Source organism: Cellvibrio sp. ATLC23 (assembly GCF_057196725.1).
Genome location: NZ_JBXUOS010000004.1, coordinates 129033 through 154044 on the forward strand (window position 1 = coordinate 129033; position 25012 = coordinate 154044).

Here is a 25012-nt window from a genome sequence, read left to right on the forward strand (position 1 = left end):
GTTAATGGCAGATAAATCACCACTTTTTCAACGACGTACAGCTGGTGTTTTGCTGCATCCTACCTCGCTGCCTTGTTCAGAAACTTGCTGGAAAAAAAATGGCAAAAAAGCATTCGGCACTTTAGGAAAAGACGCCTATCATTTTATAGATCTTATTGCCCGTGCGGGGCTGACGATCTGGCAAATGCTGCCTACTGGGCCGACACAGGCAGATATGTCACCTTATCAATCTATTTCAGCACATGCTGGAAATCCTGACTTGATTAGTCTTGACTTACTATTGGAAAAAGGCTGGATAACATCAGCAGATGTGCAGCTAGTTAGTGAAAATTCTTTGCCTTATGCACGCCAACAGTGCGCAGTTTCTTTTTTTCAATATCTGAAAAGCGTTGAGGGCGCTGCTACTCGGCAACAATTTCAGAATTTTTGTTCACAACAACATTATTGGTTAGATGATTTTGCATTGTTCAGTGCATTGCGTGTTGAATTTAAAGGTTCATCATGGACAACATGGCCAGTTGAACTGCGTAAGCGAAATGAAGATGCATTGGCGGAAATTCGCATCCAGCTTCAATCGATAATTGATACTGTATTGTTTGAGCAATTTGCTTTTTTTAGCCAGTGGCAAGCATTAAAGACTTATGCAAATCAACAGGGCGTTAGTTTGTTTGGCGATATGCCAATCTTTGTTGGTCATGATAGTGCGGATGTGTGGGCAGAGCAGCATTACTTTCAATTAGACGAAGATGGTAATCCCCTTACGGTAGCGGGTGTTCCGCCAGATTATTTTTCTGAAACGGGACAACATTGGGGTAATCCACATTATGCCTGGGATGTAATGGCTGCAGATGGTTTCCAGTGGTGGTTGTCGAGGTTACGTACGCAGTTGCAATTGTTTGATTTGATTCGCATTGATCACTTTCGTGGCTTTGAAGCCTATTGGGAAATTCCGGGCAATAGCCATGATGCCCGCTTGGGCAAATGGGTCAAAGCGCCAGGCGAGGCTTTTTTGAGGGCCTGTTTTGCTGCTTATCCAGGGTTGCCTTTAGTAGCAGAAAATCTCGGCGTGATTACTGATGAAGTCGAGGCGCTGCGCAATCAGTTTGAATTGCCCGGCATGCTGGTATTGCAATTCGCGTTTGATGGCAACACCAACAATCCACACCTACCGCACAACCATATCCGCAGTGATGTGATCTATACCGGCACTCATGATAACGATACAACCGTTGGCTGGTACGAAAGTTTATCGGACGAGAATCGGCAACAAGTAAAACAATATTGTTTCAATTCTGCCGATGAAATGCCTTGGCTGCTAATTGAAACGGCGTTGGCATCGGTAGGGCGCATGGCCATTATCCCCATGCAAGATTTTTTGGAATTGGATGGAGGGCACAGGATGAATATGCCCGGTACAACGGATAAAAATTGGGTGTGGACGTTTTCGTGGGATCAAGTTGAACCCACACTTGCCGAGCGTATTCGGCATTTGTTAGCAGCCTATAACCGTTTGAGCTAGCTGCGCTGTAAGCCAAACGTTATAGAACAATATCACTCAACTTTATGTAGGAACCGCTATGGAACATAGATGCAGCGCGCGCTATACAGCCGATATTAAAATTTTGATTTATCGTTACGAAGTCCCTGTAGCCATAGGTCGTATTAAAGATGGTACTCGCTATGGTTTATATATCGAGTCAGATTTGGTAGATGTGAAGCCGTTGCAACAACTAGGTATCGAAATCCTGGTGTATCGCAGCGCACAAAAATTGCAACGTTATCGATTTGATTCAATAGTTATCCACACCACAGATCATGGATTTGGTGTTGAGCTAGATACGCTGGATGAAGATGCGGGCAATCAATTAACGGAATTGCTACGCGCATCACCAGAAACCCCACAGGAAAGTGAATTGTTTGGTATGGTTGCCAGCGCTTGAGTCATTATGACAAGAGTATGTATTAACGGATTGGTTGAATTCCAGGGAGGAGATTTACTGAGGAAGCCCCTAAGGATAATTGCGCATAATGTATATTATGTTAAATTGCCTATCCTATAATTATCAATGGCTTACCTCAGTTCATAATTTCCTCTTTTGTTTCTCAAACAAGCTAATGGTTCAATTCTATTGGTGGCAATTGCTCTATGAAGCACAAACAACTGTTAGAGCGTTTATACGCTGAAGTCGAAACAGTCATCCTCAGCAAACAGCACCCGGTTACCGGGTTGCTTCCAGCCAGCACAGCGATTAACAATCACGGTGATTACACCGACGCATGGGTACGCGATAACGTCTATTCCATTGTGAGCGTGTGGACCTTGGGCATGGCACTTGAGCACCAAGGTGAAGACCACAAGAGCGATAAATTAAAACAGGCCACTATCAAACTGATGCGTGGTCTTTTGCAATCCATGATGCGTCAGGCGCATAAAGTGGAAAAGTTTAAGCACTCGCTAAAAAACGGTGATGCCCTGCACGCCAAATATGACACGGCTACCGGTTTGCCGGTGGTGGCTGATGACGCCTGGGGGCACCTCCAAATAGATGCAACCTCTGTGTTTCTACTGATGTTGGCTCAGATGAGCGCATCTGGCTTACGCATCGTGTGCACTCATGATGAAGTCGATTTTGTCCAAAACCTGGTTTATTACATCGCCAGTGCCTACAGAACACCGGACTATGGTATTTGGGAGCGCGGCAATAAGGTCAACAATGGTAAAACTGAAATTAACGCCAGCTCAGTGGGTATGGCCAAGGCCGCACTGCAAGCCTTGGACGGCTTTAATCTATTTGGCAAGCATGGCGACAAAAGGGCGGTGATCCACGTAATCGCCGATGCTATATCTTTGGCTAGAACCACCCTCGCCTCGCTCCTGCCGCGTGAATCCCTTTCTAAAGAAACAGACAGTGCGTTGCTCAGCATTATTGGTTTCCCTGCCTTTGCAGTAGGCAAAGAAACTCTCGCAACCCAAACGCGCGATACAGTGCTAACCAAGCTCGGCGGAAATTATGGCTGTAAACGATTTTTATGGGATGGTCACCAAACCGTTCTGGAGGAAAGTTCACGTATTTATTACGAGCATGACGAATTAGGTAATTTTGAAAATGTGGAGTCCGAATGGCCGTTATTTTTTACCTATCTCTATATCACAGCATTATTTGATGGAAGCGACGCCACGGCAAAACATTACCGCAAAAAGCTAGAATCTTTAATGGTACATGTCGATGGCATAGGTTTATTGCCAGAGCTGTATTATTTGCCGTTAGAAAATGTTGAAGCGGAAAAGAAAAATCCTCGTTCTCAAGCTCGGGTACCGAATGAAAATGTGCCTTTGGTTTGGGCGCAAAGTTTATATTTGACAGGGCTAATGCTGGATGAAGGATTAGTGCGCGCGGATGACTTGGACCCATTGAAAATGCGTCGTCGCTCTACCCGCTTTATAAAATCCAATATAGCGCTTGTTGTCTTGGCGGAAAATGAGGCGATTAAGCAACATTTAGCCAAGCATGGTGTGATTGCCGAAAGCTTGCAAGATATTAAACCCATGAGCGTGCTATCGGCTTCTAGTTTGATGGAAACTTATGCACATGTGGGTGAAAATAAATCTTTAGGATTAACTGGGCGCCCGCGCCGCCGCGTCCAAAGTTTGGCGACATCCCAGACTTATGAAATCAACAACAAAGTGTATTTAAGCCTGTCATGGCTGCAGAGCGAGCGCGAAGATTATCGCCGTTATGACGCGCAGTGGGTAATCGAAAGTTTAACGCAAGAAATTCAATTTATTTATAAAAACTGGCTCAGCTCGGAAGTGGCTGTGTTCACATTAATGATGGATCATCGTTTATATAAAGTGCCCAATGCAGAGCTGTTGTTTGCCGCCTTACGCGCTTACCAGTTACGCACAGAGCAGGAATATGTCGGTTATGCTTCCGCTAATCTTGCTTATCGAGCGTCACGGGTAAATAGTTTAACTATCCCCTACTTTCATGTTCCTTCGATGAACCAACAGATGCTTTCTGTGGTGTCAGATGAGGGTGCCCTGCAACCGGATCAGTTAGAGCCAATAGCTGCCGCCATGTTGGAAAATTTTTATACTGAAAGCGATATCATTACTTACCGAAAATTTTCCCTCTATGTTAAAGGGCGTAAGCTTTCTGACAACATCGGTGTCAACGGAGCGGAGGTTACGGTAAAGGATTTAATTCGCGATTTTTTCTTGCGCTCGCAAAAAGTAAATTATTGGCTGTTATCACGTTTTTGTTTTTCGCAGTTAAATTACACCTTAACGGATCTTGCCGACAGTTTGACTCTGCTTGCTGCACGCAACTTGACCATTACTGTAGGTGACAACAATCACACAGAAATCAAAGTTGACCAGTCCTTTTCAAATGTCACTTATTTTGAAAGCGTGCGGCAACTTTTCCCTGATTTACTTGAACGCACATTGGTGCAGGAACTAATCTCTGCAATCGGTTCATTAATTCGTGCCGAACCCAGTTTATTTAATGGCTTGCATTCAGTGCAATTGCGTAACTTTATGTTGTTGTGCTCAATGGATAAAGGTGAGGCTGAGGATGTCAGCATGCTTGAGTGGTTGGGCCTGCAATCTCCGGCAAAACTATACAAAAAAATCCGTTCTATTTTGACCTCGCGAAAAAAAGTTTTTTCGCAGGGTATTAACCATGTTACGCCTTATAAAATTCATCATAATGACAATTCTGAGGATGAAAATCCTGTATTGTCCGATGCTATGGATACCGACTGGTTGGAGTGGCGTACCGCGCGAGGACTGATTACTCATTTCGATGCAAACTTCCTCAAAGATATTTGGCATAGCTTGATGTTTTCCCAGTCGCTGGTGTTTGGCAATACCAGCGGTGGAAGCTTTCATTTAGATTGCAAAACTATTCGTCAATCAATGACGCCTGGTGAAGAAAGCTTTGCCCATCTTGTCGATCAGCTAACTCATCAGCTCTACCCCGCTTATTATAAAAGTGCTGTGGTAGAAGCTCTCTATGCCTATACTCAATTCTGTATTAATAACCCGCAAGTCCGGTTCCAGAAGCCGGTTGTTTTTCGTGAAATACTTGAGTGTGCAGCGAAACGTTATATGAGTGAGCGTAGGGCGCAGATGAGTTTTGTAGGTATAGAGACCGATCTAACCGTTTTTATGCAGCAATCCCCCCATATTGTGAATCTCTATGTAACGCTTATTTATGCCGATATCACCCAACCCTATTGATCTGGTGCTAGGTAGACGCCCTTAGGGGGGCGTCTTTAGGTGTTTTACGAAATATATACCACTCACCCATAGGCTCCTGCTAACGTAGCGTTTAGAATGCGGGCAATTCCTTTTTTGACGCCTCTTTCGCATAAGTTGAGTACTATGAAACTATTAGGGCCTACGCTGCTGATTCTGGGCGCAATCCTGAACATCCTCGCTTTATTTATGTTGGTGCCATTGGCACTTTCCATTACGTACAACAGTGATAACCAACTCGCTTTTTTTTCCTCTGCAACCATCACCAGCTTGAGTGGCATAGGCTTTTTGCTGATCGGCAAAAAATCCCGTCTGGATTTTATGCAGCCCCGGCAGGTATTTTTGATTACAACCTGTGCCTGGACGGGAGTATCTCTTTTTAGCGCCCTCCCCTTTATCCTCATTGATCAACCGCTCACGCTTGCTGATGCAGTATTTGAAGCAGTCTCTGGCGTTACCTCTACCGGCTCGTCAGTCATGGCGGGGCTGGATTCACTCCCGAAAGATATTTTGCTATGGCGTTCGATACTGAATTGGATTGGTGGTGTCGGCATCATTGGGATGGCTATTGCGATATTGCCATTTTTGCGCGTGGGCGGTATGCGCCTGTTTAAAACCGAATCGTCCGACTGGTCTGACAAAGCGATGCCACGCGCACAGAGCCTGATGGCGATGATTATCTATTGTTATCTCGCCCTATCGGTTCTTTGCTGTTTCTGCTATTGGCTCGCCGGCATGGATTTTTTTAATGCAGTCAATCATGCAATGACGACTGTCGCGACCGGCGGGTTTTCAACATCAGATAGTTCATTTGGCCAATTCGACAGCCTGTTAATACATTGGATTGCGATTGTGTTTATGCTTGCAGGAGCATTTCCTTTTGTATTGTTTGTGCGCCTATTGATCAATAGGCGTTTTATTGTATTTAAAGATACCCAAGTGCGAGGATTATTGTGGGCTGTTGCTATGACTACAGCTGCATTAACGGCACAACTGATTATTAGTGGGCAAATGGACCCGTTTAGAGCCTTAACAATGGCGTGTTTTAATCTTGTGTCCATTATAACCACCACTGGGTTTTCATCGGGTGATTATCAGTTGTGGGGTTCGTTTGCATTGATTATTTTTTTCTTTGTAACTTTTATTGGCGGCTGTTCCGGATCAACTACTGGTGGCATTAAAGTATTCCGTTTACAAATATTCGGTGGTCTGGTGAAAGAGCAAGTTATGACCGCGATTCACCCGCGGGCAATTATTAGTCGTCGCTATAATAATCGTCTCATTAGTTCTGAAATTATTGCATCGTCAATTTCGTATATGTTTTTAATGGCCGCGTGCCTGATTGTTATTGCGGTTATCTTGGCATTAACAGGTTTAGATTTACTCACCAGTTTTACCGGCGCCACCACTGCAGTAATGAATGTAGGGCCCGGCCTAGGCCCGGTTATCGGTCCTGCGGGGAATTTTTCCAGTCTTGATGATGTCGCCAAATGGGCTCTTTCTGCTGGTATGTTACTTGGGCGCTTGGAGTTTTTAACTATTCTTGTGCTGTTCACTCCCGCATTTTGGCGCGCTTAATGAACACTGAAAAAGTCTTACGCAAGTTTGCCTACCCTTTTGGAATTTTATTTCCCTGGCTGCTAACACCGCTTGCGTTTTTAATTACTGATTATTTGCCCAAAGCCAATGTGCCATTGTTGTATATAGTGATGGTCGTTTTTATTGCGATCAATGTCACCGTAGAATTGGCGATTATTAACGCACTCTCCAGTTTTTTCGCTTTTAGTTTCTTTTTTGCAGAACCCTATGGGTCAATTATGATTCATAGCGATGAAGACCTGCTCACTGTTCTATTATTTTTGCTCACCTCAATATTGGTTGGCTATATGGCCACCAAACATAAACGCAATATACAAAAAATTCGTATGCGCGAATTTATGACAGATATTGAGTTGGAGTTGTTAGAGCGATTGCCCAAGGCCATCGATACGCAAGATGTGATCGCCGCAATGCGCGACGCGCTCAAACCCTGGCATGAAAACTGTGTATTGATTACCCATGGCGATAGTTGGGCCACACACCCTATGATTCGTCGTTTGAGCAATTTGCGCAAAACTTATTTGGAGGAGTTGCTGGAGCTTCGTTTAACGCCGGAAGTGATTACTGAAATTCCCCAGCTCGAAGAGGAACACAATGTCTATTTTCTCTATAATTCCAAACAAGTAATAGGTTTGCTCCGGATTACAACTGAGAATATTCAGGACTTGCCGGAGGATATTTTTCTACTGCTCTTACATCAGGTGAATATATCGTTAGAGCGTACGCGCTTGGCGGCAGACCTGGAGAAAGAAAAAATCGCCAAAGAAAATGAATTACTGCGCTCCGCACTGCTCTCTTCAGTCTCGCACGACTTTCGCACACCCCTGACAACTATGATAGGCGCAACCTCAACGGTTATTGAGCTTGGCGAACATCTGGATAAACAACAGACGCGGGAATTGTTGAGTACAGTTCTCGAGGAGGCTGAACGCCTCAATCGATATACTCAAAATTTGCTGGATATGACTAAGCTCGGATTTGGCCAGTTGCACCTTGAGTGCGATTGGGTCAGCTTGGAAGAAATCATGAGCGTAGTGAAAAAGCGTTTAAAGCCCCTGCTTCTTAACCATTATTTAACGGAAGATATAGATTCAAACTTGCCTTCACTTTATGTTCACGCCGCATTATTGGAGCAGGCCATTTTCAATGTGATCGATAACGCCATTAAGTTTTCTCCAATTAATGCCAGCATTGATATCGAGTGCAAAAAAGAAAATGACTTCGTGGTAATCAATATCTTCGACAAAGGTACCGGCATTCCTGAAGCGGAGCGGGAAAAAGTATTTGAGCGTTTTCACACTGCGGAAAAAGGTGATCGGCGAAAATCAGGTAGCGGTCTCGGCTTGACGATCTGCCAGGGGATGATTATGGCTCACGGTGGAAAAGTCAGTATTCATGCAAATCCCAAGCGGCTTGGCGATAGAAGTAATCCTGGGTGTTGTGTGCGTATAGAGTTACCCATTAATCAACAGCAGGAACAACAAGAACTCCCACAATCAGAAGAATAGAGATTTAACAGGGATATAACACAGGCACAAACTGTTGCTGTTTATACTCCTCCCAAAAATGGAGTCACTATGAGTAAGATTTTAATTATTGATGATGAACCGCAAATTCGCCGCTTCTTACAGATCGGGTTAACTGCGCAAGGTTATACCATTCTGGAGGCGGATACAGGTAGACAAGGTTTAGTGTTGGCGGCAGAGGAAACCCCTGAGCTGATTATTCTGGATATGGGGTTGCCTGATCTGGATGGACAGGTGGTGCTGAAAAAATTGCGTGACTTTTTTCATCAGCCGATCATCGTGTTATCAGTACGGAATCGCGAAAGTGAAATCGTACAGGCTCTGGATTCGGGCGCTAATGATTATGTCGTTAAACCTTTTGGGATCCAGGAATTGCTGGCGCGTATTCGTGGCTTGATTAAAGCATTTGGCCCAAGTGTTGAGAGCGTGCAGACATTTCAGGATGAGCGCGTACTTATCGATCTCCAAGAGCGAAAACTCACGGTAGACGGCGAGGTGGCCAAGCTGTCCCGCAAAGAATTTGAATTGTTAAAACGTCTGATTAATAACGCTGGCCGTTTAGTTACCCAGCAACAATTATTGCGCGAAATTTGGGGCGGTACTCATGTAGAGGACACTCATTACTTGCGCATTTTTATCGCGCGCCTACGTACAAAATTAGGTGATGACCCCTCTAATCCACGTTATATAGAAACGGAACCTGGTGTTGGTTATCGCTTTTTGCCGGATGTTGAAGGCTGATTGCAATAAAAAAACTCGCGATCAAAAAGATCGCGAGCCATCCAAACGTACATCCTGTACACACACATCTGAATAAGTATAAATCTCAAACCGTTTTATCAACGGCAAATTGTACCGACGTTTTCTATCAGCCCGGCTGTGGCCTCACTAATGCAACCATGTTTGTTGTCAATAAATTGCGCGCCGACCATCATGTTATTTATGCAGGATGCATCGTTCGCCAGAAAGCCCATGCCGCCAGACCGGGCAATAACGACACTGGTAAATGTATTGCCAGTTGCGGCAGTAGTCGGGTCGGAATTAACCTGGGCGAGAAAAATACCGTGCTGAACACTGTCGCGAATGTGCAAATTCGTAAATGAATTATCCAGTGAGTCGCGCATAAAAATACCGACGGATCTATTGTTGCTAATGGTGACATCGTAAAATTTATTGTTGTTAAACTTGATGTCTGTTGAAATTCCCGCAGCTTTGTTGCCATATAAGTGTATGCCGGAAAAAGTGCTGTCTTCAGTTTCATAACCGGCCAGGCCATCAAACTCATTGTCGTAAGAGGTGTAGTCGCGAATCATTAAGCGGCGGCAGCCTAATTCAGTTACTAAACCACCAGACATTGCGCCGTATACCGTGACTGACTGTACCGTACAATCGATACAGCGACGAACACTAATGCCGTTATTGCGCAATGGAAATGCATCGCTACAGGGGCCGCCCATGCACTCGGATACTTGATTGGCGCGATTGCCGTCAATCATTAAATCGATCACTCGTACGTGACGTGTAGCCCGGCTGGGCACTCCTTCTGCCAAGCCCATAATAATTACCGGTGCATTGGCATTGTCCGCAAGGCGCAAGAGTGTTGCTGAACCTGTACCGCGCAGGGTGACATTATTTTTGTCGATAACAATGGGGTGGGTGCAGGTATAAGTGCCCGGTAGAAGGGTTAGTTCACCACCTTCAGCGGGTAATTGTTGGATGGATTTTTGAATTGCATCGCACGTTTTTGTTTTCACTGCTTCTGCTGCGTTTACACCACTCGCTAGAAGCATTGTAAGCAACGTCCAGACAACATGTGCGCTATGATTCTTTTTCATAGTTAGCCCTCTCTCGAACGTAGGAGTTTCTGTTCCTCTTATGTTAAGCCTAGTCGTTCGTCATGCAGTAACAATGAAAAATGCGCCGTTAGCGAAAAAAAGTCTAATTTTCGGTGCTAACCAAATGCGCCGCCATATAGAGTGTGTATTCCAGAAACAACAAAGGGACCCTAAGTCCCTTTGTTAGTTGGTAGCAATTTTAACTGAGCATGTTTGCTATTCTGTTTTCGGCATTAGCGGATTGCAATTTTTGATCTTAACTCTGCCTTCCAATAAATTACCTTTAGAGTATTCACTGAATATGCAGGTATTGGTTTTAGGGTCGTAATTCTCAATCCACAAATTGTCATCTTTCCAAGTGGCTTGCATATGCAATTGACCTTCAGGAACAGCGATCGACATTACGCCACCAAAGTTTTTTACAAAAACTTGTTCATAATGAAAATAGTACATTCCCCAGCCAATAATTAAGATGATGGCCGCACCGATTAAACCGGCTTTAATACGCAAATAGCGGCCCACACCCCAAAATACAAATAGCGCAACGCCGATAACCGCGGCCCAATACAGATAAGTAATCACAAGCTATCCCTCTGGAAGTAAATGTTACTTCCTATTCAATAGACTTTTGCGCCCTAACGCAAGCAGGCCAAGCGTGAACAAGCTAATCAGCCCCATACTACCACCGCCATCTTTTTTTTCTGGTTCATTAATCAATGTGTTTTTAGTGGGATTAAGATTGGCGGCAGTGTCCGGATCTGCATTCAGCACCACAATATTTTGGATCAGCATAAAGTGATCACCAGTGACGGGAACTTTGTTGGTATTGTCTGCAGCGGTGTAATTGCGTAGGGGGATGCTGTCGAAAGGGCTGCCCATATTGAATCGATTCAGCGCAGCCATTGCATCCACGATTGCCATGCCATTGCCGGTTACCTGACCAAATACGGTAAAACCCCCGTTTTGTTTATCCAGATTTCCTGAGTTGTCGACGAGGTTAAAAAACCACTGATTGGTTGCACTGTTGGCATCGCTGCCCAGCTTGGCCATGGCGATGGTGCCACGGACGTTAGAATAAACGGGTTCGTTGGTGACCTTAGCATTTTGGGTAATCGCAACTAATGGTAATTCACCGGCGTATTTAAAACCGCCACCTTGCACCACAAAACCAGAAACCGAACGATGAATAATAGTATTCATGTAGGCATTAGCCTTCACATAAGCGAGAAAGTTTTCCACGGTTTTTGGGGTGGTTTTATCAAACAGGTTGACTTCAAAGTCACCCAGAGGCGTTTGGAATTGCACTGTAGTTGCAGATGCTGCCTGAGTGATCAATAAACCTGCACTCAAGCAGATCGCCGATGCAGTGTGTCTAAGCCATTTGGTAGAAGAAAACTGGGTGGATAAATGCATGAACGATAAACCTCTCGTTATATATTTAAAATATTTTTGCCAACCGAGCGTAGCGTGCCAAGTCAGGGTTACCGCATCTTAGCCTGACTAACCCCCGCTAAACACCTGAAATTTGTTGGATTTTGTAATATCGGGAGCTCAACCCTGATTAATCCTCATCATCAGTGAGTTTTTTCCAGTGACCATTTGGTTGTTGTTTAACCTCGTAGCGCGCCCATTGGCGGAATTCCGTGCGCAAGCAAATGCCGGTGGCGTAACCACCCTCGCCTGCCACTATTTTATAAATCACCTGATCTTTACTGGCATTTCGATTATCGGCGGCGTCTACGACCTGACGCACGCTCCACAAGTTCCCCAACTTGCCATTGCTGTAATAGTGACCGGCGACAATCTGCTCAGGGTGAGTCGTGTTTTTCTCCGCATGCTGTTTGGCTAATTCCAACAGTTGGGTTAGATTTTCGGCGGTGATGTCCACATAGGAGTTGAGCTGTTCCATCGCTGCTGAAAAATCTTCCTGGGTTAATTCGAACTGTCGCTCCGCAGCAGCGGCTGGTTTGACGAGTTTGCGGCGCGTGAGATGGGCGGGGTAACGGCGCCAAGGAAAAAACGCATTAAACGTAATCGCCAATAACGTTATGCAAATTACATTCACCAAAATGGGCGCGACCAAATAAAAATACCCGAGTTTGAAGATTTCCGCCCCGCCAATAACCGCGGCCAATGCTGTCGCACCGCCGGGAGGATGCATACAGCGCAGATAGTGCATTACCGCAACCGCCAATCCCACTGCCAATGCGGGGGTCCAGGTTTGATCGGGAAATAACTGTTGCACACTGACGCCAACAAAGGCCGATAACAGATGCCCGCCAATTACCGCCCAGGGCTGGGATAAAGCCCCCTGCGGCACCGCAAACAATAAGACTGCGGTGGCGCCCATAGAGGTCACCATAATCAAGGTGCCAGCGGTGTGCATAAAGCCATCCGGGAAGCACCAGCGCGTACCCCAATAAACCGCCAATATGCCGAGGAAAGCTCCGATGCCAGAGATGATTTTTTCGCCGTGGCGAGTGGTGTTGCGTTCGATGCCCAATAGTAAACGCACTTCGTGAAGCAGATGTTTGAATGTCATGACCAGCCTTTCGCACCAAGAAAGTGCAGAATACTAGTGGCTCATGATACAGACCGCAATAATGCAACTAAGAGATAATCCACTATAAATGCTTGACCTTCCCACGATGGCAAGCCTTAGTCTGGCTTAAACATCAACAAAGTAGGAACTCATCATGCATCAATTTATTGTTCAGAGTATGACTTGTCAGGGCTGTGCTGCAGCTATCACTCGCGCAATTAAGGGAGTAGATAATGCCGCTCAGATAAAAGCGTTTCCGGCAATTCGTAAAGTGGAGGTGGTGTCTGAGTTATCCAGTGAGCAATTGCTCTCACTGTTTAATGATGCAGGTTATCCAGCTCAACTTCAGAAAAACCATTCTTAAAGGAGAAGATGATGAGCACAGCGCCCCAAGAACTGGATTTGGCTGTTGAGGGAATGACCTGCGCATCCTGTGCCGCTCATGTTGAGCGAGCACTAGCGAAAGTTGATGGCGTGAGCAGTGTCAGCGTGAACTTGGCAACCGAACGCGCACATTTAACGCTTTCACACCGGGTTCCATTGGCCAATTTAGTTCAGCAAGTAGAACAGGCCGGCTATCAAGCGCGCGCAGCCAAGTCTGCTGATCAAGCAGAAAGCGCCGCGCGACGCGATCAGGAACGAGTTGCGCTAAAGAAAAAGTTTCTCTTTAGCCTGATCGCCACCCTGCCCGTGTTTGTGATGGAAATGGGCAGCCATCTAATTCCTGCCCTGCATCACTGGTTAATGGCGAATCTGGGCACTTGGAATTGGATTATTCAGGCCGCGCTAACCACGCTGGTCATGTTTGGCCCAGGTTGGATTTTTTATCAAAAAGGTTTGCCTTCCTTGGCGCGCTTGCAGCCAGATATGAATTCACTGGTTGCTTTAGGCAGTTTGGCGGCTTGGGGATACTCTTTAATCGCCACCTTCATGCCCAGTGTTTTGCCCGCTGGCACCATCAATGTTTATTTTGAAGCTGCAGCTGTAATCGTCACGTTGATTTTATTGGGGCGATTGATGGAGGCAAATGCCCGCGGTCGCACCAGCGATGCCATCGCCCGCTTGGTGAAACTTCAGCCCCAGCAAGCCACTCGCATACGCGACGGGCAGCAAGAAACTGTAACGCTTGCGTTAATTCAACCAGGCGATCATTTGCTGGTTCGACCCGGCGAGCGTATTGCATTGGATGGCGAAATAATTGAAGGTAGCTCGTTTATCGATGAATCCATGATGACCGGCGAACCGGTCCCGGTGAGTAAATCTGTCGGCGCAGAAGTGATCGGTGGAACACTCAATACCACGGGCGCGTTTTCCTATCGCGTAACCAAAATCGGGCGGGATACGCTGCTCGCTCAAATTATCGCCCTTGTAGAAACAGCTCAAGGTTCCAAATTACCTATTCAAGCGTTGGTCGATAAAATCACGCGCTGGTTTGTACCGGCGGTCATGTTAATTGCAGCACTGACGTTTTTAATTTGGCTGATATTTGGCCCCGAGCCGGCACTGGGTTTTGCACTCGTCAACGCAGTTGCCGTATTAATTATCGCCTGCCCTTGCGCCATGGGATTAGCGACGCCGACATCGATAATGGTGGGCACTGGTCGCGCAGCAAGTTTAGGTTTGTTATTTCGCAGTGGTACCGCGTTGCAAACGCTTGACGAAGTAAACACTATTGCGTTTGATAAAACCGGCACGCTCACTCTCGGCAAACCCAAGCTGAGGGATTTTATTGTTGCCGCAGGATTTGAAAAAAATACTGTGTTGGCTCTGGCCGCAGCAGCGGAACAACATTCGGAGCATCCGATTGCCAACGCGCTGGTAGAAGCCGCTGGCGCTAAAGATATCTCACTTGGAACGCTGGAATCCTTTGAAACCATCACCGGTTATGGATTAAAAGCCAAGGTTGCGGGCGAAGAAATCCATATAGGTGCGGATCGTTTATTTAACAAACTCGGCATTAATCTCGATGCCTTCAGCGCACCAGCGCAGCAATTGGCAAGCGAAGGCAAAACTCCTATTTATGTTGCCATCAACCAACGTATTGCGGCGGTGATGGCCTTGGCTGACACCATTAAACCCGGCACAGTTGCCGCACTAAAAACACTGCATCAATTGGATTTTAAAATCGCTATGATTACTGGCGATAACCAGCGCACAGCAGAAGTGATCGCCAAACAACTCGGCATTGATCTGGTAATTGCCGAAGTATTGCCCGAACAAAAAGTTGCAGCGGTAAAAAAATTGCGCGAACAATATGGCGCGATAGCCTATGTGGGCGATGGCATTAACGACGCGCCCGCCCTCGCCGAAGCCGATTTAGGTTTGGCGATTGGCACCGGGACTGATATCGCCATTGAAAGTGCAGATCTGGTATTAGTCAGCGGTGATATTCAAGGCGTACCCAATAGTATTGCGCTAGCGCGTGCCACTATGCGCAATATCAAACAAAATTTATTTTGGGCATTTGCCTATAACGTCGCATTAATTCCACTCGCTGCCGGAATTGCGTATCCATTTTTTGGAATACTGCTATCGCCCATACTGGCCGCTAGCGCTATGGCACTTTCCAGTGTCTTTGTGGTGACCAATGCGCTGCGCTTACGCAACTGGAAAAACGCTACAGAGGAATAACGATGACTCGATTCCCCCATAAACCAACACTTGAGTTAGCAGATGCGCATTCACAGGGATTGCATAGCATTGGCGAAGCCGCAAAAATTACCGGCATTAGCGCCAAAATGATTCGTTATTACGAAAGCCTCGGGCTAGTGAAGCCGACAGATCGTACCTACGCCAATTATCGTGTTTACCAAGCACGCGATATTCATTTGCTGCGTTTTATAAAAAGCGGGCGTGATTTAGGTTTTTCGATGAAACAAATAGCAATGCTGTCCAGTCTTTGGCAAGATTCTCAACGCAGTAGTGCAGAAGTAAAAAAGCTGGCACTGGAACATATCAATGAAATGGATGAACGTATAAAATCACTGCAGCAAATGCGTCAGGCGCTAAGCGATCTTGCAGAACAATGTCACGGCGATAGCCGCCCTGATTGTCCGATATTAGATGGGCTAGCCTGTGCCAATAAACACTAGTGGAACATTTATGATTGCGCGTAAACGCATACATGTCATTGTTATCGCTCTTTGCCTGTGGCTGCCGCTGCAGGCAATCGCGGGGCAGTGGCTGCATTGCGCACTACTGGATGCCAGTTTAATGCAATTGGATAAACCCGCCGAAGCTGCGCCTCACTTTTCTTGTCATGATATATCTATCGATAAGCAACAACCTCTGTCTGATACGCAAGTAGCTTCAACAAGCGATATTTCATCGTGTAAGCACTGTCAGTTTTCATGTAGTTGGCACTCGGCATTATTGTTGCGAGAATTTATCCAGCCCAGCATTAACCTTGTTTTTACTTACACGCAATTCAATTCCCTCTCCCCTGATCAACCCTTGTTGGCAATGCCACAGCGGCCGCCGCGATTGAGTGCTTAACGCTGATCTACTCAATGGTGATTTAACCTCCTCAGTTAAATGAATCTTGGTTAATCGCACAGATTAAAAATTTCTGCAATTAACGTTTTATGCGGCTACCGCCTGCAGTTAAGCGTTAAGGATTTTAAACAATGAATACCATAAACCTGCTGTTTCGCGGCGGCCTATTGCTTTGCGCAAGTCTATTGCTCAGCGCTTGCGTCACTACGCCGTCACAAAATTCAATTGCATTGGCCACCCAGCAACTTACTCAAACACATCCCGGTGTTGATTTATCAGCAACGCCTGCAGCCACAGATAACAAACTAATTGATTTGCATTCGGCAATCCAAATTCTGCTCAGTCAATCGCCACAGGTGCGCATTGAGCTGGCGCAGTTGGGCATTGCCGATGCGCAGCGTCTGCAAGCGGAATTAATCAGCAATCCGCATTTATCGATTGGTGCCTTGAAACCAGAAGACGGAGGGCGCTGGCAATTGGATGTGGGTTTAAGCCAACCGCTGTTGGAATTATTTACCCGCCCGCTGCGCCGCCAATTGGCGGAGGATAATCTGCTTAGCGTGCAATTGCGGTTACAGGCACGGTTACAAAAATTGATCGCCCAAACAGCTGATCGCTATTACGCAGCGATTGCCGCGCGGCAACATTTGCAGGTACAGCAGCAAATGCTGGATGCCACCCTCGCGCGCCAGCAACTTGCCATTAGCCTCTACCGCGCTGGAAATATGTCGGAAAATAGCTTTTTGTATTACGACAATGAATTGCGCCGCGTGCAGCAACAAGTAAATAAGCGAGAATTAAGCGCGCAAGAAAAATACTTTGATCTGCTTAATCTGTTGGGTTTGAATTCAACGTGGAAACTTCATTTGCCGGATCAGTTGCCCATAATTTCTACCGAAACATTTTCTCACACTACCTTGTTTGCGCAGGCGCGCGATCGCCGTTTGGATGTGAAAATTGCCAAGCAGCAGTTTGTACAACTTGAGAATCGTCGCGCCTTACTGGGTAGTGAACATGGTTGGCGCGATATGAGTGTCGGCATCAATGCCGAAAGAGAGTTTGATGGAGCAAAAAATATCGGCCCCGAGATTGAATTTGCGCTGCCGATTTTTAATCGAAACCAAGGCAAACTTGCGGTGATAGATGCAAAAGTAGCTAAAGCCAATGCGCAGTTCGACCAAGTGATAATCAATGCGGATACTGAAATTGCACTGGCGCTCAATAAAATGCAGTCGGCGCAGGAACAGCTTGCATTAATTCGCACCAGCTTACAGGTTGCTGAAAAGCGTGTAACGCTTTCAACTCGCGAAGTAAATTTTATGCTTGGCAGCCCATTTGAGTTGCTCAGCATCAAACGTCAGGAAATTCAGTTAGCTCATGAATATACGCGCGAACTGGAAAATTACTGGCGTGCACGTACGCAATTGGAATTGGCGATTGGTTATGCTCTGCATGTAGAGGAAGAATCGACCGAGCAACTTAGAATGAATCACTCTGGCATGGATCACTCGACAATGAATCATACCAAAATGGATCACAGCAAAATGAACCATGGTGAACACACAAATAAAAATTCCAGCGAACACGAGGAGCACCATCATGATTAATCGCCGCACTCTGTTATTAGGCAGTGCTGCCGGTTTAGTCGCCGCCAGTATTCCATCGCGCGCGCAGCATGATCATTCCATGCATCAACAGCACAACATGGTTGATCACGCGCAGCATCAGGTCACGCAAAAAATGGCCAGAGCATCAACCAATAAAATTCCTGCCGTTAGCACGACCAAACCGGAGATAAGCGCGCAGGGCTATCGCCCGGTGATCACACCCAATGGCCGCACCCTGGCCTATCGCATGAATGAAGGCGTAAAAGAATTTCATTTAATTGCCGAAGAAATCGAACACGAATTTGCACCGGGAACGAAAATAAAAGCCTGGGGTTACAACGGCACCACCCCCGGTCCGACAATTGAAGCGGTTGAGGGAGATCGCGTGCGTATTTATGTCACCAATAAATTACCCGAGCACACCAGCATTCATTGGCATGGGTTTTTATTGCCTTGGGGTATGGATGGCATTAGTGGTTTAACGCAAGAACCCATCCAACCTGGTGAAACTTTTGTGTATGAATTTACGCTCATTCAACACGGCACTCACATGTATCACCCGCATGCCGATGAAATGGTGCAAATGGCGATGGGTATGATGGGCATGTTTATTATTCATCCGAAAGAGCCTACTACGCCCACTGTTGATCGCGATTACGCAGTACTCTTGCACAACTGGGCTGTTCATCCGGGAACCTACAAACCCGACCCGAGTGTAATGACTGAATTTGATTTGTGGACGATGAATAGCAAAGTATTCCCCGCGATTGAATCTATGGTGGCGCAAACTGGCGAGCGTGTGCGTATTCGTGTGGGCAATTTATCCATGTGGAATCATCCGATTCATTTACATGGAGTGCAATTTGAGGTGACCGGCTCCGACGGTGGCCGCTGGCCGCAATCGCAATGGCGCAAAGAGGTGACCGAAATTGTTGGTGTAGGTCAGGTTCGCGATCTGGAATTTATTGGCGTGCCGGGCGATTGGGCATTTCATTGCCATATGAGCCATCACACCATGAATGCGATGGGGCACGGTGTGCCGAATATGATTGGTGTAAAACAACCGGAAAGCCAAATTAATAAAGTATTGCCGGGTTATATGGCGATGGGTGAGCACGGTATGGCCGAACATCAACTGCATACTGATATGGGTCATATGCGCGGCCCGGAAAACACCCTGCCGATGATGATGGGCGAAGGTCGTCATGGCAAATTGGAAATGGGCGGCATGTTTTCTATGGTGCGCGTGCGCGATAAGTTGGGTGCAGTTGCAGATATGTATGTAGCACCGGAGGGAACCCAAGCGAAAAAAGTCTCTGCTGTGCCCACGGGAATACCTATATAAAAAATGCGCAGAATTGTCATTCCCGCATGCGGGGGTGACGATTCACAACGCCAATGTTTGCATTGTAATTTCACTATTTCTGTCAGATTAATGTTAATTAATGTTCACAGGCGTCAATTAGCGCACTGACTCACCTATAATTCCTTTCAATTATCTCCATGTCTTCTGTGACCAATAACCATAAATAGCTGTGAGTAGACCATGAAACTATCTATGCGGAAACAATGCCCGCTTGGCATCCCATTATCCACTTGCTTGATTGCACCACTTGTTGGCTCGCTGTTGGTGTTTAGCGGTTGCGCAAAAGAATCGCCGACTAAAACAGATGCAGCTCAGTCACAAACCAGTTCTGCAGCAAACAGTGTTGCACTTGGTATTACCCGCATCACGCCCGATGAGGCCAAACAAACGGCACAGACAATTGAGCAGCAAGTTCCCATGACGTTGGCTGATGGCCTTACCCGTGAACTATGGGCCTCGGAAAAATTATTGGGCGATACAGTGGCTATCCATGTGGATGACAGAGGTCGCATTTGGGCTGGCATCACCCAGCGCAGCAACAATTCTGAATTTGATATTCGCGGCTATCCCGAGTGGGAGCATCCTTCTGTTGCATTTGCATCGGTTGAGGATCGCCGCGCATTTTTACACAGTGAACTCGCACCGGAAAAAAGCGCACAAAACGAACGAATCCCCGACCGAAATAAAGATGGCAGTCACGATTGGCGTGATCTCGCGGTAGTAAAAGAAAAAGTAATTCGCCTGGAAGATACGCAAGGCACTGGCAAAGCAGATTTTGCGCAAACCGTAGTAGAAGATTTTAATAGCGAAGTGACTGATGTTATCGGCGGCATGTTTTATAGCGAACAAAGCGATGAATTGTTTGTTAATGTCGCGCCGGATTTCTGGAGTTTAAAAGATACTGATGGCGATGGCGTATTAGATAGTAAAACGTCGCTCGCCAATGGCTTTGCAGTGCATATAGGTTTTAGTGGTCACGGCATGTCAGGCGCTATGCTCGGCCCGGATGGAAAAATTTATTACAGCATGGGCGATATAGGCACCAGCGTGACCGACAGCACCGGCAAAAAATGGCACTACCCCAATCAGGGTGTGATTGTGCGCAGTGAACTCGATGGCAGTAACTTTGAAGTCTTTGCTGCAGGTCTGCGCAATATTTATGAATTCTCGTTTGATAAATACGGCAATTTTATCAGTGTGGATAACGACGGCGATCACGTTGGCGAATACGAGCGCGTGGTGCATTTAATTGAAGGTTCCGACACCGGCTGGCGAATCAATTGGCAGTTGGGAAAATACAAAGACCCCAAAAATAATAACTACAAAGTCTGGATGGATGAGGAATATTACAAACCGCAATTTAAAGGTCAGGCTGCCCATGTATTGCCGCCCGTGGCACCCTATCACGCAGGTCCGGCGGGCATGACTTACAACCCCGGCACTGCATTTAATGAGCAATGGTTAGATCACTTTTTTGTAGTGGAATTTGTCGGCTCGGCCACGCGCGCAGGCGTCAACGCTTTTACGCTAAAACCCAAAGGCGCAAGCTTTGAATTGGCGAGCGATAAAAATGTATTTCGTGGCGTATTAGCAACTGGTTTGGATTTTGGCCCAGACGGCGCGCTCTACATGAGTGACTGGATTGAAGGCTGGGGTTTAAAACAAAAAGGCCGCGTGTGGAAATTGGATACACCAGACACAGCAGGCAACGCGATCCGCAGCGAAACCAAAACACTACTCGCCATGGATTTGCGTCAGGGAACTACGGAAAAGTTAATCACATTACTAAGCCATGCCGATATGCGTGTGCGCCAAAAAGCGCAATTTGCGTTGGTCGCCAATCAACAACTGGAACCGCTGCAAAATGCGGCCATCTCATCCGGCAATCAATTCGCACGTATTCACGCGATCTGGGGTTTGGGGCAAATCTTGCGCAAAAATCCTGACATCTATGTGATCTTAATAAATTTACTGCAAGACGCCGATGATGAAATCCGCGCGCAGGCGGCAAAAGTTTTAGGTGACGCCAATGCTAAAGAAGCCACCGAAAAATTGCTGCCATTGCTTGTCGATAGTAATCCGCGCGTACAACTTTATGCGGCGCAGGCATTAGGCCGCATTGGTGCAGAATCTGCCATAACACCTCTGGTGAATATGCTCGAAAAAAATAATGAGCAAGATGTCTATTTACGTCATGCCGGTGCGATTGCGCTTGCACGTATTGGCAATCAGGATGCACTGGGTAATCTTGCAACACATCCATCTGAAGCGGTACGCATTGCTGCAGTAGTTGCGTTAAAACAATTGGAAAGCCCTGCCCTCGCGTTATTTTTGCAGGATAAAAGTGAATTTGTTGTCACCAACGCCGCCCGTGCCATTAACGACGATGCGCTAGTGAAGGATGCTTTGCCCGCGCTTGCCAAATTGATTGAGCAACCTCGCTTTACCAATGAACCTTTGTTGCGCCGTGCCATCAACGCCAATGTGTACGCCGACGATAACAGTGCGGCGAATGCCAAACGTTTAATTCAATTTGCGCAGCAAAAACCCATTTCGGGCACATTGCGTGCAGAGGCCATTGAAGCGGTCGCTGTTTGGGCTGAGCCATCCAATTATGACCGAGTAACAGGCATGTACCGCGGTCAGGTTGCACACCCGCAAGCTGAGTCTATCGCCGCGTTTTCAGGTGGTTACAAACAATTACTCAATGATGAGGAAAAGGAGGTTCGCACAGCCACAGTAAATGCGTTGGGCGAATTAAATATCACCGCGGCTAACGATAAATTAGTGAGCATGCTAAGCAAAGACGCCTCTGCTGCGGTGCGTATTGCGGTACTCCACACCCTTAATAAGTTTAATCCCAAAAATATGGGTGATTTGGTGTTTGTCGCGCTCAACGATAGAAATCAATCTGTGCGTATGGCGGCCCTGGCGCTAGTGCCAGAGTTAAACTTGCCGGTCGCGCAAGTAGTAGAAATGCACAGCATTCTGCTCAAAAATGGCACTACCGGTGAGCAGCAAGCGGCACTGCTGTCGCTCGCCAATGTAAAAGCACCGGAAGCTGAAAAAGTATTCAGCGAGCAAATGGCATTATTAATTGCAGGAAAAATTGCCCCGGAAGTGCAATTGGAATTAATTACCGCCGTTGAAAAAATTGCCACGCCGGAATTTAAGCAACTGCTCGCAAACTATGAGAGCGGTAAAGATAAAAATAATCCACTCGATGTATATCGTGAATCGATTTACGGTGGCGACCCCAAAGCCGGTGTTGCCCTATTCCGCTACAGCAATACAACGCAATGTGTTCGCTGTCATATGGTCGGCACACGCGGCAATAAAGTCGGGCCGGATCTCACCACTATCGCCACTCGCATCACACCTGAGCAAATGTTAGAAGCTCTGGTGGCACCGGCTGCACGTATTGCCCCTGGCTTTGGTCGCGTCACTGCAGTATTAAAAACCGGTGAGCGCATAGAGGGGGCATTTGATGCAGAAACAAAAACAGATGTCACCATCACTACTAATAACACTGCAAAAACAATTCCGCGCTCTGAAATTGAAAAACTTGAATTCGGCGGCATCTCACCCATGCCTCCGATGGGCTTGGGTTTAACCAAAGCGGAGCTGCGTGATTTGGTCGCGTATTTAGCAACGCTTACCAAAGAAGAGCATGAGGGGCATTGACTTTCTATCAAGATAATATCGCGTGCAGGCCGAGAGAGTCGGTTATCTATTTGCTCGCGATATGCTAGTTCAACACTGGCTGCAATTAAGCGAGGTGACGTCACCAATTAATCGCGAAGCATCGAATCCAAATATGACGAATATGCGTCTAATGATTGTGGTTCTAAATCAGATCTGCAGACACTCAAAAGAATTGTCGAGGTTGATCAAAAGATTGTGTAACTAATTCAATATCAATGGAGCGTATATGTCAGTATCGAAAGACGTGATTTTTGTTATTTTGTTATTATTTTCTACGTGTGCACTATCCAGTGAAAAATCGCTGTCGAGCCAAATACTGGAACAAGATAGATTGTTATTTGACGCATTTAATGCAAAAAATATAACCCTTATGGAAATGATTTTTGATCGGGATCTGGAGTTTTATCACGATAAATCAGGGGTCACTGATTATGCTAAAACCATAATAAATACCCGGAATTTATTTGCCAGTGGCGGCGATCTACGACGGGAATTATTAACTGATACTGTTGAAATCTATCCGCTCAACAATTTTGGGGCTATTCAAACGGGGCAACACGAGTTTTGCCACACTGAAAAGGGCAAACCAGATTGTGGTGTTTTTAAATTTCTCCATATTTGGAAGAATACCGAAAATGGATGGAAGTTGGTGCGGGTTGTGAGCTATGCGCATTAATGTGTAACAGTAAGACCGCGTGAATATGCGGCCTTACTGTTGTTGGACATATCTGCAGAAAAACTACTTCGCCATTTTATCAATTAATTTCTGGAATTCTTCGTCGCTGCAGTCCATACAGGCACCTTTGGGCGGCATTGCATTAAAGCCTTCTTTTACATGCTTCAACAACACTTCATTGCCCTTTTCCAGACGCGGAGCCCAGGCCTCAATATCGCCGGTTTTGGGTGCGCCCATTAAGCCAGCATCGTGGCACAGTTTGCAGGACTTGTCGTACTTGGCATTAATTGTTGCGTCATCAGCAACCGATACGCCTGATATCATCATTAGGGTTAATATGGCAGTAGAAGTTAATTTCATCATTTTTGGGTTTTCCTCTTGGTTGCACGGTTTCCCCATAGGGAGATAGATTTATAAATGACACAAGTCAGTATAGGCAAGCTTTTGGAGTCGCTTTTATAAAATAACTTTTATAGTTTTTCGCTTTTTTGTCCATGCAGCCCGCTAAATTTAACAGGCGAACCTTGCGAAAATCAGTTGGATGGCTCTCAGCCTGCAGGGCAATAAAACCACTGCTATTCGGCGTGCGGTCGTCCCACTGCAAATCGGTGTACTCCAATACTTTTTTTCCGTTAATAAAGTGTTCGGCTTTTTCGCTGCCCTGTACGACTAATTCAGCAGTAACCCACTGATCGCCGTGAAATGTGTCGCTGGTGGAATTAATAATGTGATCTTCAGTAAATTTTCCATTAAATACTACGTGCGTGCCGGGAGTGCACAAATTGCCGGTTGAGCGCGGTTCTGTGCCATTTCCACCCAGCAGTTGGTATTCCATACTACCGGGAAAATCCTGTTCCACTGCCATGGTTTTAGGATCTTGCGTGTGATACATGATGCCGTTATTGCGAAACGCCCAGGCCGGCCCGCCTTTTACTTGCTCACCAACAAAGCGATACTCAACGTGAATTTTGTAATGAGAAAATTCGCCCGCGTTAGAAAAAATATGACCAAAACGTTTGTCAAAATCTGTGTATTGGTCATAGCGCACTTGCATCATGCCATCGGCAACACGGAAAGTATTAAACGCATTCTCGCCTAAAGGAAAGCCGCGTATTTTGATCGACCAGTTACTTAGGTCTTTACCATTAAACAGATCGATCCACTCCTCCTGATCAGGATCATTCGCTGCACAAGCTGTTTGGGCTAATAAGATCACGGCTGCCAGCGCAGCCCCGGTAAACCGCTTAATCATTTTTTATCCCCTTATCTGTTTTATTGGAGTTCATCGGTCTGAGTGAGTTCGAGCCAAGCCTAAATCTACCTCAATTATCAGATAAATGACAAAGGATTTACAAAACCAAACCTGTGATCCCTCCTCACCTACTAATTCAATGTTGG

At 46.2% G+C, this 25012-nt stretch carries 20 protein-coding genes; 14 read left to right on the forward strand and 6 right to left on the reverse strand.

All coding sequences use genetic code 11. From position 1 onward, the window contains the following. Positions 1 to 4: 4 nt before the first annotated feature. The 6 genes from malQ (at position 5) to AC2CG4_RS08325 (ending at position 9129) form a co-directional block, all read left to right on the forward strand. Positions 5 to 1519, forward strand: coding sequence for a 4-alpha-glucanotransferase (gene malQ, locus AC2CG4_RS08300; RefSeq protein WP_484485808.1), 1515 nt, complete (start codon positions 5 to 7; stop codon positions 1517 to 1519). A gap of 58 nt (positions 1520 to 1577) precedes the next feature. Beyond that, the gene (locus tag AC2CG4_RS08305; RefSeq protein WP_484485809.1) at positions 1578 to 1940 is read left to right on the forward strand and encodes a hypothetical protein; all 363 of its coding nucleotides are present in this window, start codon (positions 1578 to 1580) and stop codon (positions 1938 to 1940) included. A gap of 206 nt (positions 1941 to 2146) precedes the next feature. After that, positions 2147 to 5245: a phosphorylase b kinase regulatory subunit alpha/beta gene (locus tag AC2CG4_RS08310; protein ID WP_484485810.1), complete on the forward strand. Its 3099-nt coding sequence runs from the start codon at positions 2147 to 2149 to the stop codon at positions 5243 to 5245. A 144-nt stretch (positions 5246 to 5389) separates the two neighbouring features. Then, positions 5390 to 6841: a TrkH family potassium uptake protein gene (locus tag AC2CG4_RS08315; protein ID WP_484485811.1), complete on the forward strand. Its 1452-nt coding sequence runs from the start codon at positions 5390 to 5392 to the stop codon at positions 6839 to 6841. Further along, positions 6841 to 8370: a sensor histidine kinase gene (locus AC2CG4_RS08320; RefSeq protein ID WP_484485812.1), complete on the forward strand. Its 1530-nt coding sequence runs from the start codon at positions 6841 to 6843 to the stop codon at positions 8368 to 8370. The genes AC2CG4_RS08315 and AC2CG4_RS08320 overlap by 1 nt, the downstream gene beginning before the upstream one ends. A 69-nt stretch (positions 8371 to 8439) precedes the next feature. Continuing rightward, a complete protein-coding gene (locus AC2CG4_RS08325) occupies positions 8440 to 9129 on the forward strand; it encodes a response regulator (RefSeq protein ID WP_484485813.1) in 690 nt (229 codons plus the stop codon). Positions 9130 to 9227: 98 nt separating this feature from the next. Here the strand turns inward: AC2CG4_RS08325 and AC2CG4_RS08330 are convergent, their stop codons facing one another. The 4 genes from AC2CG4_RS08330 to AC2CG4_RS08345 form a co-directional block, all read right to left on the reverse strand. Next, positions 9228 to 10223, reverse strand: coding sequence for a right-handed parallel beta-helix repeat-containing protein (locus tag AC2CG4_RS08330; protein ID WP_484485814.1), 996 nt, complete (start codon positions 10221 to 10223; stop codon positions 9228 to 9230). A gap of 216 nt (positions 10224 to 10439) precedes the next feature. After that, complete coding sequence (locus AC2CG4_RS08335) at positions 10440 to 10805, reverse strand: hypothetical protein (RefSeq protein WP_484485815.1); 366 nt, start codon at positions 10803 to 10805, stop codon at positions 10440 to 10442. A 24-nt stretch (positions 10806 to 10829) separates the two neighbouring features. Continuing rightward, complete coding sequence (locus AC2CG4_RS08340) at positions 10830 to 11636, reverse strand: peptidylprolyl isomerase (RefSeq protein WP_484485816.1); 807 nt, start codon at positions 11634 to 11636, stop codon at positions 10830 to 10832. Between the two features lie 148 nt (positions 11637 to 11784). Continuing rightward, positions 11785 to 12765 (reverse strand): HPP family protein, encoded by a 981-nt coding sequence (locus AC2CG4_RS08345; RefSeq protein ID WP_484485817.1) that lies wholly within the window; start codon positions 12763 to 12765, stop codon positions 11785 to 11787. Positions 12766 to 12919: 154 nt separating this feature from the next. Between AC2CG4_RS08345 and AC2CG4_RS08350 the strand changes: the two genes are divergently transcribed. The 8 genes from AC2CG4_RS08350 (at position 12920) to AC2CG4_RS08385 (ending at position 23614) form a co-directional block, all read left to right on the forward strand. Then, on the forward strand, positions 12920 to 13129 hold the full coding sequence (locus AC2CG4_RS08350) for a heavy-metal-associated domain-containing protein (protein ID WP_484485818.1): 210 nt from the start codon (positions 12920 to 12922) through the stop codon (positions 13127 to 13129). Positions 13130 to 13140: 11 nt separating this feature from the next. Then, positions 13141 to 15396 carry a heavy metal translocating P-type ATPase gene (locus tag AC2CG4_RS08355; protein WP_484485819.1) on the forward strand — a complete coding sequence of 752 codons (2256 nt, stop codon included), beginning with the start codon at positions 13141 to 13143 and terminating at the stop codon, positions 15394 to 15396. 2 nt (positions 15397 to 15398) lie between these two features. Beyond that, positions 15399 to 15857, forward strand: coding sequence for a Cu(I)-responsive transcriptional regulator (gene cueR / locus AC2CG4_RS08360; RefSeq protein ID WP_484485820.1), 459 nt, complete (start codon positions 15399 to 15401; stop codon positions 15855 to 15857). 10 nt (positions 15858 to 15867) lie between these two features. Next, positions 15868 to 16260: a hypothetical protein gene (locus AC2CG4_RS08365; protein ID WP_484485821.1), complete on the forward strand. Its 393-nt coding sequence runs from the start codon at positions 15868 to 15870 to the stop codon at positions 16258 to 16260. A 131-nt stretch (positions 16261 to 16391) separates the two neighbouring features. Then, a complete protein-coding gene (locus AC2CG4_RS08370) occupies positions 16392 to 17867 on the forward strand; it encodes a TolC family protein (protein ID WP_484485822.1) in 1476 nt (491 codons plus the stop codon). Beyond that, a complete protein-coding gene (locus AC2CG4_RS08375; RefSeq protein WP_484485823.1) occupies positions 17860 to 19212 on the forward strand; it encodes a multicopper oxidase family protein in 1353 nt (450 codons plus the stop codon). The genes AC2CG4_RS08370 and AC2CG4_RS08375 overlap by 8 nt, the downstream gene beginning before the upstream one ends. 213 nt (positions 19213 to 19425) lie before the next feature. Continuing rightward, entirely contained in the window at positions 19426 to 22917 is a 3492-nt protein-coding gene (locus AC2CG4_RS08380; protein WP_484485824.1) for a HEAT repeat domain-containing protein, read from the forward strand. Positions 22918 to 23164: 247 nt separating this feature from the next. Then, on the forward strand, positions 23165 to 23614 hold the full coding sequence (locus AC2CG4_RS08385) for a nuclear transport factor 2 family protein (protein WP_484485825.1): 450 nt from the start codon (positions 23165 to 23167) through the stop codon (positions 23612 to 23614). 63 nt (positions 23615 to 23677) lie between these two features. Here the strand turns inward: AC2CG4_RS08385 and AC2CG4_RS08390 are convergent, their stop codons facing one another. Both AC2CG4_RS08390 and AC2CG4_RS08395 read right to left on the reverse strand, forming a co-directional pair. Then, the gene (locus AC2CG4_RS08390) at positions 23678 to 23977 is read right to left on the reverse strand and encodes a c-type cytochrome (protein ID WP_484485826.1); all 300 of its coding nucleotides are present in this window, start codon (positions 23975 to 23977) and stop codon (positions 23678 to 23680) included. 64 nt (positions 23978 to 24041) lie between these two features. Next, complete coding sequence (locus tag AC2CG4_RS08395) at positions 24042 to 24866, reverse strand: 3-keto-disaccharide hydrolase (RefSeq protein WP_484485827.1); 825 nt, start codon at positions 24864 to 24866, stop codon at positions 24042 to 24044. Between the last annotated feature and the right edge of the window lie 146 nt (positions 24867 to 25012).